The organism is Pyrinomonas methylaliphatogenes, from assembly GCF_000820845.2.
Lineage (GTDB): Bacteria > Acidobacteriota > Blastocatellia > Pyrinomonadales > Pyrinomonadaceae > Pyrinomonas > Pyrinomonas methylaliphatogenes.
Genome location: NZ_CBXV010000008.1, coordinates 519,643 through 536,827, shown reverse-complemented (window position 1 = coordinate 536,827; position 17,185 = coordinate 519,643). Strand labels below are relative to the sequence as shown.

At 60.7% G+C, this 17,185-nt stretch carries 15 protein-coding genes; 5 read left to right on the top strand and 10 right to left on the bottom strand.

The window, feature by feature from the left end:
• Positions 1–15: 15 nt before the first annotated feature.
• On the bottom strand, positions 16–1,389 hold the full coding sequence (locus tag PYK22_RS13530; RefSeq protein WP_157770889.1) for a matrixin family metalloprotease: 1,374 nt from the start codon (positions 1,387–1,389) through the stop codon (positions 16–18).
• A 341-nt stretch (positions 1,390–1,730) separates the two neighbouring features.
• Here PYK22_RS13530 and PYK22_RS17645 point away from each other — a divergent pair, with 341 nt between their 5' ends.
• Positions 1,731–1,940: a hypothetical protein gene (locus PYK22_RS17645; RefSeq protein ID WP_157770888.1), complete on the top strand. Its 210-nt coding sequence runs from the start codon at positions 1,731–1,733 to the stop codon at positions 1,938–1,940.
• A gap of 126 nt (positions 1,941–2,066) precedes the next feature.
• Positions 2,067–2,585: a hypothetical protein gene (locus PYK22_RS13525; RefSeq protein ID WP_157770887.1), complete on the top strand. Its 519-nt coding sequence runs from the start codon at positions 2,067–2,069 to the stop codon at positions 2,583–2,585.
• Between the two features lie 16 nt (positions 2,586–2,601).
• Here PYK22_RS13525 and PYK22_RS13520 read toward each other — a convergent pair whose 3' ends face one another.
• The 4 genes from PYK22_RS13520 to PYK22_RS13505 form a co-directional block, all read right to left on the bottom strand.
• Positions 2,602–3,990 carry a sigma-54-dependent transcriptional regulator gene (locus PYK22_RS13520; RefSeq protein WP_041978086.1) on the bottom strand — a complete coding sequence of 463 codons (1,389 nt, stop codon included), beginning with the start codon at positions 3,988–3,990 and terminating at the stop codon, positions 2,602–2,604.
• Between the two features lie 73 nt (positions 3,991–4,063).
• Positions 4,064–5,638 (bottom strand): sensor histidine kinase, encoded by a 1,575-nt coding sequence (locus PYK22_RS13515; protein WP_041978083.1) that lies wholly within the window; start codon positions 5,636–5,638, stop codon positions 4,064–4,066.
• A 352-nt stretch (positions 5,639–5,990) separates the two neighbouring features.
• Positions 5,991–6,185, bottom strand: coding sequence for a hypothetical protein (locus PYK22_RS13510; RefSeq protein WP_041978081.1), 195 nt, complete (start codon positions 6,183–6,185; stop codon positions 5,991–5,993).
• 79 nt (positions 6,186–6,264) lie between these two features.
• Positions 6,265–7,332: a polysaccharide biosynthesis/export family protein gene (locus tag PYK22_RS13505; protein WP_041978079.1), complete on the bottom strand. Its 1,068-nt coding sequence runs from the start codon at positions 7,330–7,332 to the stop codon at positions 6,265–6,267.
• 156 nt (positions 7,333–7,488) lie between these two features.
• Between PYK22_RS13505 and PYK22_RS13500 the strand changes: the two genes are divergently transcribed.
• A complete protein-coding gene (locus tag PYK22_RS13500; RefSeq protein WP_041978077.1) occupies positions 7,489–8,253 on the top strand; it encodes a glucose 1-dehydrogenase in 765 nt (254 codons plus the stop codon).
• 56 nt (positions 8,254–8,309) lie between these two features.
• Here the strand turns inward: PYK22_RS13500 and PYK22_RS13495 are convergent, their stop codons facing one another.
• The 5 genes from PYK22_RS13495 to PYK22_RS13475 form a co-directional block, all read right to left on the bottom strand.
• A complete protein-coding gene (locus PYK22_RS13495; RefSeq protein ID WP_157770886.1) occupies positions 8,310–8,651 on the bottom strand; it encodes a hypothetical protein in 342 nt (113 codons plus the stop codon).
• A 25-nt stretch (positions 8,652–8,676) separates the two neighbouring features.
• Positions 8,677–8,952: a ferredoxin family protein gene (locus PYK22_RS13490; RefSeq protein WP_041978071.1), complete on the bottom strand. Its 276-nt coding sequence runs from the start codon at positions 8,950–8,952 to the stop codon at positions 8,677–8,679.
• A 78-nt stretch (positions 8,953–9,030) separates the two neighbouring features.
• Positions 9,031–9,255: a hypothetical protein gene (locus PYK22_RS13485; RefSeq protein WP_157770885.1), complete on the bottom strand. Its 225-nt coding sequence runs from the start codon at positions 9,253–9,255 to the stop codon at positions 9,031–9,033.
• 275 nt (positions 9,256–9,530) lie between these two features.
• Positions 9,531–13,544 carry a PAS domain S-box protein gene (locus PYK22_RS16935; protein ID WP_060635678.1) on the bottom strand — a complete coding sequence of 1,338 codons (4,014 nt, stop codon included), beginning with the start codon at positions 13,542–13,544 and terminating at the stop codon, positions 9,531–9,533.
• 389 nt (positions 13,545–13,933) lie between these two features.
• A complete protein-coding gene (locus PYK22_RS13475) occupies positions 13,934–15,283 on the bottom strand; it encodes an MFS transporter (protein WP_211197707.1) in 1,350 nt (449 codons plus the stop codon).
• A gap of 317 nt (positions 15,284–15,600) precedes the next feature.
• Between PYK22_RS13475 and PYK22_RS13470 the strand changes: the two genes are divergently transcribed.
• Positions 15,601–16,377 carry an SDR family NAD(P)-dependent oxidoreductase gene (locus tag PYK22_RS13470; RefSeq protein WP_041978067.1) on the top strand — a complete coding sequence of 259 codons (777 nt, stop codon included), beginning with the start codon at positions 15,601–15,603 and terminating at the stop codon, positions 16,375–16,377.
• Positions 16,378–16,422: 45 nt separating this feature from the next.
• Complete coding sequence (kduD, locus tag PYK22_RS13465) at positions 16,423–17,184, top strand: 2-dehydro-3-deoxy-D-gluconate 5-dehydrogenase KduD (protein ID WP_041979043.1); 762 nt, start codon at positions 16,423–16,425, stop codon at positions 17,182–17,184.
• Position 17,185 lies beyond the last annotated feature (1 nt).

Here is a 17,185-nt window from a genome sequence, read left to right as displayed (position 1 = left end):
CCAACGCGCGTTCGCTTAATCTAGCTCGATGAGATCTGTCTCGATCTCCGGCCCATCTTTCGCGCCATCGAGTGCGACTTGACGTTCAACGATCAGTGCGCCGACGATCCATGCCACCTCGCCCTCTCTTGACCGCAAACGCAGGCTGTACTCGCCCGTCGGGGCATCCGCGCCGATGCGAACCCGCAAATCGAGAACGGGGAACAGGGCGCGCGCACCTTCGCCTCGCGCGTTGATCCCTTCGACCACAAGATAGGGTGAATCGCTCGCGACTTCGACGATCTCATCCAATCCCTCGCCGCCGATCGAAAGCGTGTAGGTGCGCCCGGGGGCGAGCGCGAGCGGTGCGGTTGAAAGCTTTCCGTTCAAGCCCAGCGCGCGCGGATCTATCTTCGGCGGAACGTCTTCAAGTTTGATGTTGAACTCGACGAGCGAATTAGCGTTGACTTCGACGGCGCGATCCGAGACGAAGGAGCGGAAGTCATTCGACACGTTGAGCGCGGTCGAGCGCGCGAAGATCTCCGCTGGTTCTATCGGCCCATCGAGCGGTTCGACTCCGACGCGATACTCGCCCGCCGGCAAGCCATCTATCCTGTAGGACCCATCCTCGCGCGATATATCGCTGGCGGCGATGCGCCCCGTCGCTATGTCTTCGACGAAGACGTGGGCGCCGAAGACCGGATATCCGTTGTTGAAGGAGACTTTGCCGATCAGGCTGCCCCATTCGGTGCGCGGTCTGTAAAGCGCGCGCGCCGCAGCGCGATCATCTTCAGCCAGTCGGCGCAGAGCCGTTTCGTGACCTGCGTCGCCGTTCATCGGCAAGCGCGGCTGCATGATCGAACCGATGACTGCCGAGTGGGAGAGGCCGAGCGCATGTCCGAATTCGTGGATGAGCGTGGCTTCGAGATCGTAGGTGCCGGGCGTCCCGTCGGTCGAAAAGAGGATGTTGGGGTTGAGCGCGATGTCGGCTTCGACGATCGCGCCCGTCTGCGGTTGAAAGAAGACGCGCACGCGGCTCGGAAGATCGCCTTCTCCCTCGAATAAGGCGAGGTTTTCTGCGGTGCTCGCGATCGTGATCAAGTTGAGGCGGTCGCCGCCGCTCGAGGCGCCGCTCACCGATTGGGCTGATGAGATGGCGAGGCTGAATTGAATTCCGGTCTCTTTGGCCCAGTAGGCCAGAGCTTTGCGCGCCGCCAATGCTATCTCCGCTGGCTCCCCTTGAACGTTCGGGGCGGAAAAGAAAGAGGAGGAGAGCGCAAAGCGGATCCGCTTCGCGTGCCAACGTACGGTCCCGCTCGATTCCGCGCGTTGAAGCGTATAAGCGAGACTCGCCTGCCACCCATGCGTGAGGAGGAGGCAAGAGATCGAAATGGCCAAAAGGGAACGCATCTTGCAAACGCCCGTCGGCCAAGGTTGAGGCCGAAACGTCCGTCGCCAAGCATATGTTAACCGGCGCGGGCAGATCAATCTCGCCCGGGCGCTTCTCGCCATGTGGCGATCTTGTCGGCGTTGCAAGATCGCCACACGACCCGCGCGATGCACATCGCAGGAAGTCGGCCTTTTCTTCCCCTCCAGCTTTACGGCACGTGGTTTGCCCGAAGAGTAAGGGCGCAGGCCGAGGAGAAGTGGCAAGATAGCTGAATGTCGAGGCAGCTCCTCCAAAGCAAGATCTCTTCTGCCTGCGCCTTGAAACATCAAACTTTGCATAAAGGAGAAGGAGAAAGAAGACGATGAAGAGAATAGCTTTGGTTCTGGCTTTCGTGCTGACGTTGGGCCTTGGAAGCTTCGCTGCGGCTCAGACGACGAGCGGGCAGAACACGAACACGTCTGCTAGCTCAAGCGCGAGCACGGCGAAGACGAAGCGGCATAAACGCGCACACAAGCGCGCCAAGAAGTCCAAGGCGACGAACACGAACGCAAACACCAATACGAGCCGTTAATCTCTCGATCGAAAAAGCTCTGAGGCCGCCCGCATGACTCCGCAGATCAATTTTCGGGGAAGAACGGCGGGCGGCCTAGGTTCTTCGGTTCCGCTTCCCTGCATGATCTCGAAGGATAAAACGAAAGTGTCCTCCCTCTGGGCGCGACTTGACTTCAGTTACAAGGCCAATCGCGCGATCGCTGGGGAAGCTTTGATCGTCTCATTGCTACTCTGCGGTCTGCTCTCCTTCGCCGGCTACTCGTCCTGCAGCAGGCGTTCAGTCGAGGAGACGGTGACGACGGATCTCGCGCGCCAGATGAGCGGGCCGCAGAACGCGCAGCCCATCGTCGTCCAACATCCGCCATTGCCCGAGCGCGATCCTGACATCGAAACGGCAGGCGATCGCATCGCCGAAGCGATCATGCGCTTGCGGCGGCATCAAAGCTCGACCGCCCTTCGCGCTTTGGCGCGCGCAACATCGGCGCTGACGCGCGCCAATCGCTCCGCCGAACGCAACGACCGGGAGCGCGAACTTCTCTTTACGGCCATCCATCAGGTGCAAACGGCGGAGAACCTGATCGCGCGCGGAGCGATCGATCAAGCGATAAAGCAGCTTAATGAGGCGAATCGCAACCTCGATCGCGTCAATCTCCACCAACCTTGAACTGAGGGGCGCGGATTCACCTCGCTTCATGCTTCTGCTCACCGCTCTCTTCGCCGAGCTTGAGCCCGAAACGTTCAGCCATTCGATAGAGCGTGCGTCTATCTATCCCCAATATCTCCGCCGCGCGCGTCCGGTTCCCTTCGACCGCCTCGAGGACGTGAAGAAGGTAGCGGCGTTCCAGTTCGTCGAGCGTCGGTAGATCCGCATACAGTGTGGCGAGCGCTGGATTTTCGCGCAAAGCGCGCAGGCGCGCCTCATCGCCGCGAAGCTTCGGCGGGAGATCTTCGGGCACGATCTCATTGCCGCGCGCGCGCAACGCGGCGTACTCGATGGCCGATTCTAATTCGCGGACGTTACCGGGCCAAGAGTAAGCGATGAGCAATCCCATCGCTTCAGCCGAAAGGCGCAGGCGGCGTCCCCGCGCCGCGCTGATTCTTCCGAGAAAGTTCTCGGCGAGAAGCGGGATGTCGTTACGCCTTTCCCTCAACGCCGGGACGCGCAGCGTGACTACGCTCAAGCGATAGAAGAGGTCTTCGCGGAAACGACCGGCGGCCACCTCTTCTTCCAGATCGCGATTCGTCGCTGCAATGATGCGCGCATCGACGCTGATGCTCCGCGCCGAACCGACGCGCTTGATCTCGCCCGATTGCAGCGCGCGCAGGAGTTTGACTTGCATCGCTGGACTCATCTCCCCGATCTCGTCAAGGAAGAGCGTTCCGCCGTTAGCTTCCTCCCAGAGCCCTTTGCGGTCGCTGACGGCGCCGGTGAAGGCTCCCTTGACGTGACCGAAGAGTTCCGCTTCGAGCAGCGTTTCGGTCAGCGCGCCGCAGTTGACGGTGATGAATGGGCCGGCGGCGCGCTGACTGTGTTGGTGGATGGCGCGCGCGACGAGTTCTTTGCCGGTCCCCGATTCTCCGATGATGAGCACCGTGGAGCGCGCTGGGGCGACGCGCGCGATCTCTTTGTAAAGTTCGATCATCGCAGGCGTTCGGCCAACTAGCCCGGCGCTCTGATAGGAAGCGATGTCCACCTTTTCGCCCGCCGGTTCTTTGCCGCTCTCCATCGCGCGTCGAGCGGTGGCGATCACTTCCGTCACTTTAAAGGGCTTGGAGATGAAATCCCAGGCGCCTTCGCGCGCCGCTTCAACCGCCGTTTCGAGCGTGCCGAAACCTGTGATCAGGATCACGGGCGCGCGATCGCGCAGAGCGCGCAGAAGATCGAGACCGGATTGATCGGCTTCGAGGTTGATGTCGCTGACGATCAGATCGAACTTCGTATGCGAGGCCAAATTCAACGCTTCGGCTGGGGTCTGCGCCGTCTCGACGTTCCAATTCTGAGCGGCGAAGATCTCGCGCAGCAGCTCACACGAAGCGCGATCATCATCGATGACTAAGATCCGTTTCATGGCCGTTTCACCCCTTCTGAATTGAAGGATCGCCGAAGCTTCGCTCCATCCTAGCGCCAGTCGAATGCGCGCTTCAATCGGCGCTGCGCGCGCGGGGGAATCGTAGGCGAAAGAGCGTCCCGCGTTGCGGCGCGCTCTCGACTTCGATTTGACCGCCGTGCTCGCGGACCACTTGTTGGACGATGAGCAATCCGAGTCCGGCACCGCGCCCGCGCTCTTTCGTCGTGTAGAATGGCTCGAAGATGTGCGCGCGGACCTCTTCAGCCATGCCGCATCCGGTGTCCGCGATTTCGATGATGACCTCCTCATCGGCGTTCCTTTCAACGCGCGTCCTCACCGTCAACGCGCCGCCCTCGGCCATCGCATCGAGCGCATTATTGATCAGATTGATGAAGGCCTGTTGCAGGCGATCAGCGTCGCCCGCAATGGGCGGTAGATCTGGAGCGAGATCGGTCTTCAGTTCTATGTTGCGCGCGTCGAGCACGGGCGCCGTCGCATTCAAGATGCGACGTAGCAGTGCGCTCATGTCGATATGGGTGAAGATGCTCGCCTCTTGGCGCGTGCGGTCGAGCGTGCGGCGCACGATCCTTTCGATCCGTTCGATCTGCTCGCTGATGATATCGAGTCGCGACGTGGCGCGCGCGTCATCGATCGAGGCGCGCAACAGTTGCACATGTCCGCTGATGAGATTGAGCGGAGTGCCGACCTCATGAGCGATTTGGGCCGCCGTCTGTCCCGCGGCGGCGAGCCGTTCGAGTTCCGTGATGCGGCGCGCCATCCGCCACAGCTCGCGATTGGTCGCCTCGAGCTGTTGGTTGCGCCTCTGCAGTTCGGCGGTCGCTTCGCGGACGCGCTCTTCGAGTAGCTGTTTTTGCCTCTCGCGCTCCTCGCTCATCGCGCGGATGCGCGCGATCATGCGGTTGAATCCTTCAGATAGTTGACCGAGTTCATCGGAGGCGCGCACGGGCGCTTGCGCTTTGAGATCACCAGCTTCCGCGCGCGCCATCGCTGATAAGAGCGCTTCGATCGGACGATAGATCAGATGGCGGAAGAGCAGGTAGGTCGAAAGCGTGATCAGCGTGACGGCGAGCAGGGAGATCCAGATGGCAGTTTGCTGATAACGCACGGCGACTGACGGAGCGTCATCGAGCTTCTCGACGATCTCGACGGCGCCGCTCACTCGGCCCTCTTCCGTGATCGGGGCGAAAACGCGGTAGACCGAACCGTTCATCTTGCTGGGAAGCGCGCTGACGACGCGCGATGCTAGACCGCTACGCAGCGAATCTTTCGTCTCTTCGGGGATCTCTTCGGCTGGCGCGCTCCCTGCCGCCGCGGCGGTTTCGACGAAGACGCCCCCAACCCGCTGCCAGATGCGAACGCTGATGATGCCGGGGCGCGCGCCACGCGCGAGCGTCGCCGCTTGAGCCATCTCTTCTGGTTGGCGCGGCGCGGGCATCTGGCTGATCTGCTGGGCCAGGTTGATCGCCTGTAACTCGGCCAGAGCCTTCTGCTCTTCGCGCACGAGGTCAGCCACCCGCGCGCTGATGATGATGAACATCGCGGCCAAGACGATCAGTGTGATCGCCGAAGCGAGCAGCGTCGTCTTCGTGTGCAGCCGAAGCGAGCTCGTCAGCCTTCGTCGCCACATCATCCCTCTCCGTCGAAACCGTGCTACCTCGGATGCTGCGCGCGATTAGAGCTTACTTCATTTGGTCGCGATGATCTAAATCACCCGCGCCATTCGACAGACGAGGCCGAAAGACGGTGGTCATTGCGATAGGAAGCAAGCCGGGGAAGATGATGGGGACTGTTGGGTAGGGTCGATTGGCGGTCATTGTGAGGCGAACGACGCGCGCTGAAGTTGCGCTTGCTGGACCAGTGACGTTGGTACGGTCGATTGGCGGTCCATTGCGAGGCGAAAGCCGTTACACCGGCCCTCGCCCCTTCGGAGAGGCGGTGGGGGCACTCTTCGGGGGAAAGCAGAGCGCGACTGCGCCATCCTAATCATCGGTCGCCTGGCCCGATCTCTTCGCCCCCTCGAGATCGGCGAAGGCGACGATCAGCATGAGGATCGTCAGCCCGAGTGTAGCGAGCACGTAAAGCAAAGCGATCTGTTCAGTCCAGAGAAGGGCGATGATGATCGCCGCCGCGATCGCGCACCACAGGATGGTCCGTTGCCTCCTCTTCTTTCTCATCTTAGCAAGGCTCGTTTGCCTCACGATCTCCTCGTTGCCTCCACGAACTTTAGGGTCTCCGAGAGCTGATTCAATCCGTTCAGTAGATGACGCGCAAAGGGATCGCCGTGCCGAGCGTCGTCACGCTGCTGAAGGCGCTGCCGAGCAAGGTTTGCATCAAAGTGCCTTTGGTTACGGTCGCGCCCGGCACTTCGATGATGTCGTATGGCTTGAGGGCGATATCCTTCTGCTTCTGTCTCCTTATCTCGTTGAAGTCGACCTTGATGATCTCCGGCTCCAACGAGCCCAATTTACGGCGATAGATTTTGATCTCGTTCGGTTTGGCATCCTTCCTCAATCCGCCGACCATCGCGATCGCCGTCATGAGCGAGGTCGTTTCGCGCAAGTATATGCCTTGCGGCGAGACGACCGCGCCGGTGACGTAAACGGGCGCGGCTTCTTGCACGATGACGATGTCGCCCGGGCGGATGATCGGATTAGCCTCCGGTTTGCCGAGCTTGAGGTCCTCTAGGTTATAGACGTCGAAGGGGACGCGGAAGACATCATCTGTCGTCTGCTGCGCTTTCTCTTGGGCGGCGAGCGCCATCTCTTCCTCGGTCTCGGGACAGGTTATCGGTTCCGTGTGGAAGACTTGGATCGTCCCGCCAGCTTGTTCCGTCACGCCGCCGGCGCTCGCGAGGACTTCGAGCAGTCGAACGCGCCGCAACATTTGCAGCCGCTGGGGAGCGCGCACCGCGCCGTAGACGATCGCCGGCGTCTTGCTCCGCTGTTCGATGACGCGCACGCTCACCTGTGGATCGCGCAAGTATCGGGCCAACTCTTGCGCGATCGCTTTGCGCACCTCGTTGCGCGTAAGGCACTTGACCTTGATCGGCTTTTCGACGAAGGGGATTTCGATGTTGCCATCTTCGTCAACCTCGACCGGCCCATTGAACTGTGGTTCGCCGAAGACGCGGATGTCGAGAACGTCGCCCGGACCGACTTTGTAGTAGCGGTTCGTTCCAGAAGCGTCGAGCAGCCCTTCGAGCGCCTCGCTGCTTGTTGTTACTCCTGAGGAACCGCTTTGGCCTGCGCCTTGCGCCCGCGCGCTCGCCATCAGGCCGCAAAGAAGGGGCACTAAAGCTATCGCGATTCCGGTCTTTCTCATGGCGCAACTCCTCAAACTCGAGATCGCCTCCGCCTCGATGGGCAGAATGATGGCACAAAAATCGGATGGAGACAAAGCGCGCGCAAAAATGGTCGAGATGTGGGGCCTTTTGGTAAGATCATCGCCGCCGTTCTTCGTTTGCGTGGAGATGAGAGGATGGGAGAATTGAACGGACGAGTCGCGCTCGTGACGGGAGCGACATCAGGGATCGGTCGCGCCGTCGCACGGCGCTTCGCGCGCGAGGGAGCGCGCATCGTGGCCGTCGGACGGCGCGCGGGCGCACTTCAGGAGTTGGTCGGCGAGATAAGAGGCGCGGGCGGCGAAGCCGCAGGCGTGTGCGCCGATGTGACTCGAGAGGCGCCGCGCATCATCGACGAAGCGATGGCCAGCTTTGGCGCGCTGCACGTTCTCGTCAATGCGGCGGGTGTGATCGCCAATGGGACGATCGAAAACACGACGTTAGAGGATTGGGACCGGATGTTCGATGTGAACGTGCGCGCCGTCTTCCGTTTAATGCAATTGGCCGTGCCGCATCTGGAACGCACGCGCGGCAACATCGTCAACGTGTCGAGCGTGACGGGGTTACGCGCCTTCCCGGGCGTGCTCGCTTACTGTGCGGCGAAAGCCGCGCTGGACCAGTTGACGCGCTGCGCGGCGCTCGAACTCGCCCCGAAGGGGATTCGCGTCAACGCGGTCAACCCCGGGGTCGTGCGCACGGAACTGCATCGGCGCGGCGGGATGAGCGAGGAGGATTACGCCGCTTTCCTCGAACGATCGAAGCAGACTCATCCGCTTGGAAGAGTCGGCGAAGCCGAGGAGATCGCCGAGTTGATCCTCTTCCTCGCTTCGGACCGCGCCTCTTGGATCACGGGCGTTACTTACGCGATCGATGGCGGACGCGCGCAAACCTGCGCGCGATGAGCGGTCGGACTGGACCAGCAAAAGGCGCGCTCCTCGGCAAGGCTAAACTTCGCCGTTCAGTGCGCCGTTTCGAACTCGGCTTCGACGTGTTCGCCGCTGACGCCATCGAGGATGATACGTCCGTTGGGCAGGATCTTCTTGACGCGGAAAGTTCGCTGGGCGGCGTCCCGCCCGGGCATCAATTCGGCGCGGAAGGTCACTTTCATCCCGGGACGCGCCCACACGTTTTGGGGCAGGCGGTGCGCGCGGCGCCTCCTCATCCACAACCCAACGCCCAAAGTGCCGAGCGTTACGGCCAAGCTTTTCAAGAGAAGTTTCGTGCGCTTCCCCATGCGAGATAACCTTCCGGGCGAGCCATCCGTCGCGCTTGGCGCCCAATTCAGCGTGTAGATCGCCATCTTCATTGTGCTCGAGGGTTGAAACTCAGCAGAGCGGATCTAGCTTCTCGGTGATGACGGGAAGCCCGCTCGCCGCTTTGTCTGCGTTCAACTGAATATAATGTCGCCACTCTTCCGGGACTTGATCCTCTGGATAGATCGCTTCAACGGGACATTCCGGCACGCATACATCGCAATCGATGCAAGCTTCTGGATCGATGACGAGCATCGTCTCCGCGAGGCGAAAAGCTTCAACCGGACAGACGATCGCGCAATCGGTGTAGCGACAGTTGACGCATGGTTCAGTTACGACGTAGGCCATCCTTTCGCTCCTTCCGAGGTGGTCAAAGTCACCTCGAAATTTTAAGGGCAAAATGGCCCACGATGGAAGCGAAGGCGATCACGCTTCCGCTCCGCTCGTTTGCGCTGTCGGTTCGATGAGCGATTTGAGGACACGCGTCGTCTCCTCGCGCTTCTTCTGCTGAAATTCGTTGACCCATTGCGAGACGTTGGCGACCATCTCCCGCATCGCCTCTTTGGCCTTCGGCGGAGATGTTTCGCCACGCCCCTCCTGCTCTTTGCGCTTGATGACTCTGATCTTGGCAGGGATCATTTCGATGACCATAGCTCCCTCAAGTTCGATTTCCATCCGCTCAAACGTTCCAGGCTGTTGTGATAAGCAAATCTCGCGCCAGACTCCGATGTGGGGTTTTGCCGGTATATGCGGGCGTTTTTCGTCGTCTGACGCTCACAGATGTAACGATTTTGTTGCGGATCGTGGACAGGTCAGGCTTACTGGCGCGAAGATCGCGCCCGCGCTGACCGTGAAGCACGCTTTTCTGTGCATCGATTTAGATGCGGGAAGGCGTCCCCGCGTCGCCTGCGCTTCTTCGGAAATCTTCAGGAGGCGAGCGGTTGAGGCGCCATCACGCGCTCCAAGGCTGCGGAGATCTTGTCGAAGACGAACGGTTTGCTGATGACCGCATCGACCAGATCGGCCGTCTCACCGTTCAACTCGATGGTCGCGCCGTAGCCGGTCACGAGCAAGAGTTTAACGTTGGGCCAGCGCGCGCGCACATGTCGGGCGACGGTCCAGCCATCCATCTCGGGCATCGAAAGATCGGTGAAGACCACGTCGAAGCTGCTCTTTTCGAGCCACCGTAGCCCTTCCTCTCCGCTCGACGCTTTCACCACCGTGTGCCCCATCTCGATGAGTATATCGGCCAAAGTTTCGCGCACGATCTCTTCGTCATCGATGATGAGCGCGCAGACGGTTTGGCTCATCCCGGAGGATTCTTGTGGCGCCGAACTCGAAGCTTTATCTCGCGCGGGTAGCGTGATGGTGAAAACGGTGCCGCGCCCGAGTTCCGACTCGACTTCGATCTGTCCGCCATGACGTTCGATGATGCCGTAGCTGACGGCGAGCCCGAGGCCGGTTCCCGCATGCCCTTTCGTCGTGAAGAAGGGTTCGAAGATCCGGCGCTTGACCTCTTCGGTCATCCCTACTCCGGTGTCGGCGAAACGCAGGATGACTTTCCCTTCATGGCGCCTCGCTTCGATCAGAAGACGCCCTCCTTTAGGCATCGCATCAAGAGCGTTGATGATCAAGTTGGTGAAGACCTCGCGCAATTCTGAAGCTATGCCCATGACGATCGCGTCTTCGTCCGCTGCGAGTTCGACTTCGTAGCGGATGCCTTTCGCCAGAGCATCGTCGCGCCATCGCGTGCGCGTCAACTCCAGCACGTCTTGCAAAAGCTGCTTGATGGCGACCGGTTCGCTGGCCTCATCCGTGCGCCGCCGCGCGAAATTCTGTAGGCGGTTGACGGTCGCGGCGCCATCCAGCGCCGCGCGTTCGATGACTTCGAGGCTCTTCTTCATCCGTTCGTCGATGGCATGTTTTTTCAACAGTTGAGCGCGACCGAGGATGACCGCGAGGAGATTGTTGAAATCATGGGCCACGCCCGCCGCGAGCTGTCCGACGGCGGCGAGTTTATTGGTAAGCTCCATCTGCTCGGCAGCGCGACGCTCATCCGTCACATCGCGCGCGACGACGAGCACGAACGAGATCGCGTCGCCCGTCCTGACGGGCGAGAAGCTGGCCGTGAACCAGCGGATCTCGCCATCGCGCCGGACGAAACGGGCTTCGCAGATGTTACGCTCGCCCGAAAGCGCGCGGGCCAGCGCTTGGCGCGTGCGCTCGAGATCTTCCGAGTGGACGATCTCGCTGAGCGTCCCATCTTGTAACTCCTCGGCGGAAAATCCCGTCGCCTCGCAAAGCCTCCGGTTGAACCATCGCGTGCGTCCGCGCGTGTCTATGGCGCAGATGGCTTCCTGCGCGAACTCGATCAACTGTGAGACGAGCTCGCGTTGCGTGTGCGCCTCCTCTTCGGCACGTCGCAGATCGCTCAGATCGCGCGCGATAGCGATCGCCCCGCAGATCCTCCCTTCGGCGCGCAGAGGCTCGACCGTTATTAACAGCGGGTGCTCGAAACGCGACAGGCGAAGCTCTCGCGCGACCCGTTGTCCGGTCCCGATCGCTTCGGCGACAAGACACGTCCCGCCTCCATCTTCGGTCATCACTTCGCAGCAGCGCCGTCCGATGAGTTGCTCGACCGAACTGTTCTCCATCTCGGCGGCGACGCGGTTGGCGCGGCGTAGCCGTCCATCTTCGCCGAAGATGAAGACGCCATCCGACATGCTGTCGAAGGTCGTTTCCCAATCGACCTTGCCTTGCTGCACTTGCTCAAACAGGCGCGCGTTGCTAATGGCGATGGCGATGTGATTGGCGAGCAACATCATTCGCTCCACATCGGCTTGCGAGTAGCTGTTCGGTTCGTGGCTCTGCACTTGGAGCGTGCCGACCACGCGGTCGCAGGCGATGAGCGGCAAATAAAAGACCGACCGCACGGAGGACGCGCTTTCGCCGATGGAATAGGCGAGCGATTCGTCATCATCGGCGGAAAGATCATTGATGATGATCGGCTGGCGTAAACGTATGCAGCGGCTGTGAACGCTCTCGCTCAAGAAGAGCGGTGGGAAAAGATGCGGATCGCGCTCTTCGCCGCCGACCCAAGCGTAGACGCAAGCGATCTTCCCTGTCGCCTCATCATAATCGGAGATGATGAGGTTATCGGCGCGCGTCTGCGATGAAGCATAGCGCCGCGCTGCGCGACAGATGCTCAAAAGGTCGAAGGTCGAAGAGAGTTCCTGCCCGATCTTATCGAGCGCCGCGATCCAGGCGGCGTGCGCGCGCGCCTCGCGCGCCGCCTCTTTCGCCCGCAAGGTGAGCGCGTGTTGCTCATCCAACGCTTGCTCGATGCTATCGGCCATCTGCGAGAAGGCTTGGGCCAGCCGATAGGCTTCGCGCGTCCTCATCCGAGAGAGGGATGGCCGTGAAGAGAGATCGCCGCTCGCCAGACGCAGCGCCCCGCGCTCGAGAAGCTCGAAAGGACGGCTCAGGAAACGGCCAATAAGATGCGAGATCAAAACCGCGATCAAGGTCAAACAGGAGAGGATCGCCAAAGCTTTCAAATAGAGCGCGATGACGAACTCTTCGACGGACCAGAGCGAAGCCTTGACGATCACCTTCCAGTTGGCTTCAGGGATCGTGTCCCACGCAACCCACGAACTGCTGCCCAACCCTCGCGCGCCGCCCGTCGAATCGTTGAGCATCCGGACGCCCATGTCGCTCGAGGAAGTCTCGCGATAGAGCGGTGTGTTGGCGATGCTGATCGGCTCTTTGTAATCCTCCGCCGGTCGGTCGGAATCGGCGATGAGATACCCATCCGCGTCGGTGATCAGCGCTTGATCCCTGAGATTGCGCGAGATGGCGACGAAAGCCACATCGTGAAAAGGCTTCAAATCGTACCAGGCGGCGACGAAACCGATGACGCGCCCGGAATCCTTGTCGAAGATGGGGGCCGCGATCGCCGCCGTCGGCGCGTTCTTCCCTTTGCGCTCTTGGTAGACGCCAGATAAGACCGTGCGGCGAGTGCGCATCAAATCCCGATAATATTGTCGATCGCTGTAATTGGTCCCGATCAGCGATTCGCCCTTCTCGCCCTTTTGCGGCGAATGGGCGACGGCGCGCCCCTTCTCGTCAGCCACATACATGCCGGCAAGTTCCGGATTCTGCCATCGCGCCGCGTCGAGAAGCACGTTGAGCCGCGTCGCGTCATCGAGACCGATCCCCTCGTCGCGGACCAGGTTGGCGGTCATCTCAACCGTCCGGCGATAGGTCTCGATGCGCCGACTGATGTCTCGACGGGTCGAAGTCGCCCGGGCCAGAGCGTCGGCCCGCACGGATTCAACCGTTTCGTTGAGGATGTAGCGCGTTATCCCGATGATCGAAAGGGAAACGGGGATGAAGATGCCCAGCATCAAGGCGAAACTGATCACAGAAGCGTGGCCCATCTGCGGCTCGCCCTGCGTGCGCCGCCGATGCAAAAGGCTGTAGAGCAGAAGGATGCCTTCGGCGATGAGCGCGCAAAAGAAGCCGTTGACGAGACTGCGCAACCCGAGCGCTAGGCTCGTTTGCCAGGTGAGGCCGAAAAGGTAACGCTGGACCAGAAGAACTGCCCAACTGCCTAATAGCAGCCAATAGCTAAGCACGGCATAGAGCAAGCGCCGCCGCCGCGCGTAGCCGACAAATACACCTTCGCCGCATAGCCATAAAACGCTTGCCGGGAACCATTGCCCCCACAACCACCACGTGCGCAATCCGGCAAGCAGCCCGGCTGCGCCGCCGCTCAGCGGTCCATAGCGCGCAGCGCAAAGAAGCGTCGAAACCGCGCCGAAGATCAAGTAGACGCCAGGCAAAAGCTCCAACTTCCAGGAGTTGACGATGAAACCTAAAACGCCGAAGGCGATGCCGATGAGAATCTCTTTAAGCAGGGCGCGTGATCGGGAAGCCATTTTTCAGGTCTTTGGAAAACTCCGGGAATCAGGATGTTGTGGAACGAACCCTGGACTTTGGAAGGCGAAGAAGAGATCCGGCCCCAATGATCATCTTCAGGCTGGGCGCGTGGCCCAGATGCCAGCCGGATTATAACACCAACCGCCCGATCTTGAGCAAGAGGTTTGTTAGTCTTTGAAACTTTCTTCTGCCCGCCCCGAAGATTGGTTCGAGGTCTAGGCGCTTCAGCTTGATCCTCTAGGTGAGACGTTGCGATCTTGGGTACCTGATGGCGATCTTCAGCTTGATCCTTCAGGTGAGGCCGTTGAGAGGAGCGGCGATAGCATCGAGGGATGATGTCCAGAATCGGCGACGATCGAGCGGGTTCGACAAACCCGCTCGATCCGCATCAGTCAGCGATCTTGGCCGGTTCCAGTCTGGGCACGAGCAGATGAATGATGAGAAGCGCGACGAGATAGGTCGAACCGGCGATGATGAAGATGGAGATGTAGCTTCCGGTCCACTCGAGGATGTAACCGACGACCTTTGCGATCAACATCCCGCCGATCGCGCCGGCCATCCCGCCGAAACCGACGACCGTGCCAATGGCGCGCCGTGGGAACATGTCCGAAGTGAGCGTAAAGATGTTCGCCGACCAACCTTGATGGGCGGCTGCGGCCAACCCGACCAAAGCGACGGCTGCCCACAAGCTCGTCACGCGCGGCGCGAAGATCACCGGGACGACGCACAGCGCGCAGATCAGCATGGCGATCTTTCTGCCAGCGTTCACCGTCCAACCGCGTTTGATCAGCGCCGAAGAGAGCCATCCTCCGCCGACGCTGCCGGCATCGGCGATCAAGTAGACGGCGGCGAGCGGTGGGCCGAAGCTTTTCAGGTCGAGCCCGTGTGTTTTGTGAAAGAAGTCTGGGAGCCAGAAGAGGTATAGCCACCAGATCGGATCAGTCATGAATTTGCCGATCGCGAAAGCCCATGTCTGTTTGTGCGGGAGGATCCGTCCTATGCTGACGCGCCCCTCCTGCGTTGGGGGATCGCTGCGGATGTAAGCGAGTTCAGCTTTCGACAGACGCGGATGTTCTTCCGGGCGATGGTAGATCGCCAGCCAGAGGATGAGCCAGAGGAAACCGAGCGCGCCCGTTAGGATGAAAGCCCATTCCCAGCCATAGCGATAAGCGATCCAAGGGACAAGCAGCGGTGTGGCGAGCGCGCCGACGTTCGTCCCAGCGTTGAAGATGCCCGTGGCAAGCGCACGTTCGCGTTGCGGGAACCATTCGGCGACCGTCTTGATCGAAGCGGGGAAATTGCCCGCTTCGCCCAACCCGAGCGCGAAACGCGCGGCGCTGAACCCGAGGACGGAACGCGCCAGCGCGTGCGCCATCGCAGCAACGCTCCACACGCCGACAGCCAAACTGAAGCCGAGCCGCGTCCCGAGCCAATCCATCAGTCGCCCGACACCGAGCAGCCCGATGGCATAGGCGAGTTGAAAAGAGAAGACGATGTTGCTGTAATCGATCTCGGTCCACCTGAACTCGTTCTCCAAAACTGGCTTGAGGATGCCGATGACTTGGCGATCGATGTAGTTGATCGTGGCGGCAAAAAATAGGAGCGCGCAGATCGTCCAACGGAAATGTCCGATGCGCGCTTTGATCTCTGTTCGAGCTTCCTCCGCTCCGCTCGTCGTCGGTTGCGCTAATGACTTGGCGGATGCTACCGAATGGCCCGCGCCCATTTTCTCGTCCATAAAAGCGAACTCTCCTTTCAAGACGCGCTCGCGTGCCGCGCGCGGATTGAAACTGACCGCCGAAGCGTTCGAAAATTTTGTTCGCTTTTCTCCCAAAATGTCAATGGTATCCGACCTCAAATCGAAAAGGCCATCTTGATCGCCCCTTCGCCCGTCGATCGATCCGGTGAAAGACGGCCAAATTCGCCGCCCCGCGGACCTCGCGCGGAGAAGTTTTGCCTTATATTTGAACAAATTGGGTGGACTTCCCGCCAGCTTCCGAATAAAATCGCGGATTTCGAAATGCTCTTCATAAAACTAAAGCGAGATTTTGGAAGATGGCATACGCACCACTGGATTTAACGGGCAAGACGGCGGTCGTCATCGGCGGGACTTCGGGAATCGGTCTAGCGATCGCGCGTGGGTTGGCTGAAGCGGGCGCAGACGTCATCCCGACTTCGCGTCGCGCTGAGCAGGTCGAGCAGGCGGCGCGCGAGATAGAGGCGCGCGGGCGGCGGACGTTGCGCCTCACCTCGGACGTTTCGGATCGGGCCTCTTTGCAGAAGCTTTTGGATGAGGCTTTGGGCGCATTCGGCAAAGTCGAGATCCTCGTCAACTGCGCCGGGCGGACAAAACGCGCGCCGACCATAGACTTTTCGGAAGAGGATTGGAACGCGATCATCGATACGAATCTGACCGGCACGCTGCGCGCTTGTCAGATCTTCGGGCGGCACATGATCGAGCGCCGTTACGGGCGCATCATCAACATCGCTTCGCTCTCGTCCTTCGTCGCTTTGTACGAAGTCGCCGCTTATTCGGCGAGCAAAGCCGGGGTGGCGAGTTTAACTAAATCGCTGGCCATCGAGTGGGCTAAGTATGGGGTCACCGTCAACGCGATCGCGCCCGGCGTCTTTCGCACGCCGCTCAACGCGAACCTCCTCGATAACACGGAGCGCGGGCGCGAATTCCTTTTGCGCACGCCGATGGGGCGGTTCGGTCAGGTTGAGGAGTTGATCGGTGCGGCTATATTGTTGGCTTCGGATGCGGCTAGTTTCATCACGGGCGAGGTGATCGTCGTGGATGGCGGGTTCTTGGCCTCGGGCGTCAACCACTGATCATCGCTCGGAACGAGCGCGACGCTTCTCAAGGAGAGAATGTGGATGATCCTCGATGCTTTCAAATTGGATGGCAAGGTGGCTCTCGTGACCGGAGCTTCACGGGGGCTTGGCGCCGCCATCGCCATTGCGCTCGCCGAAGCGGGCGCGCATGTCGCATGTCACGGCAATACGCATTCGCCCGAAGAGACCTGCGCTGAGATCGAGCGGCGCGGAAGATCGAGTTTGGCTTTGCGCGGCGATATGCTCGATCGGGCCACGCCGCAGCGCCTCGTCGAAGCGACGCTTGCGCGATTCGGGCAACTCGATATCCTCGTCAACAACGCGGGGACGATCCGCCGCGCGCCGGCGACCGAATATGCGGAAGATGATTGGCGCGAAGTGGTCGAGATCAACTTGACGAGCGTGTGGCGGTTGGCGCAGCTTGCCGGGCGGCACATGATCGAGCGCGGGCGTGGCAAGATCATCAATATCGCCAGTCTCCTCTCTTTTCAAGGCGGCATCCTCGTGCCCGCATATGCGGCGGCCAAAGGAGGCGTGGCGCAACTGACCAAAGCGCTCGCCAACGAATGGGCCGCCAAAGGCGTAAACGTCAACGCCATCGCTCCCGGCTATATGGCGACCGACAACACGCGCGCGCTGCGCGAAGATCCGGTGCGCAGCCGTCAGATACTCGAACGCATTCCGGCGGGGCGCTGGGGCGAGCCAGCGGATCTAGCTGGCGCTGCGGTCTTCTTGGCTTCGGCGGCGAGCGATTACATGCACGGTCACGTGCTCGTGGTGGATGGCGGTTGGTTGGCGCGATAGG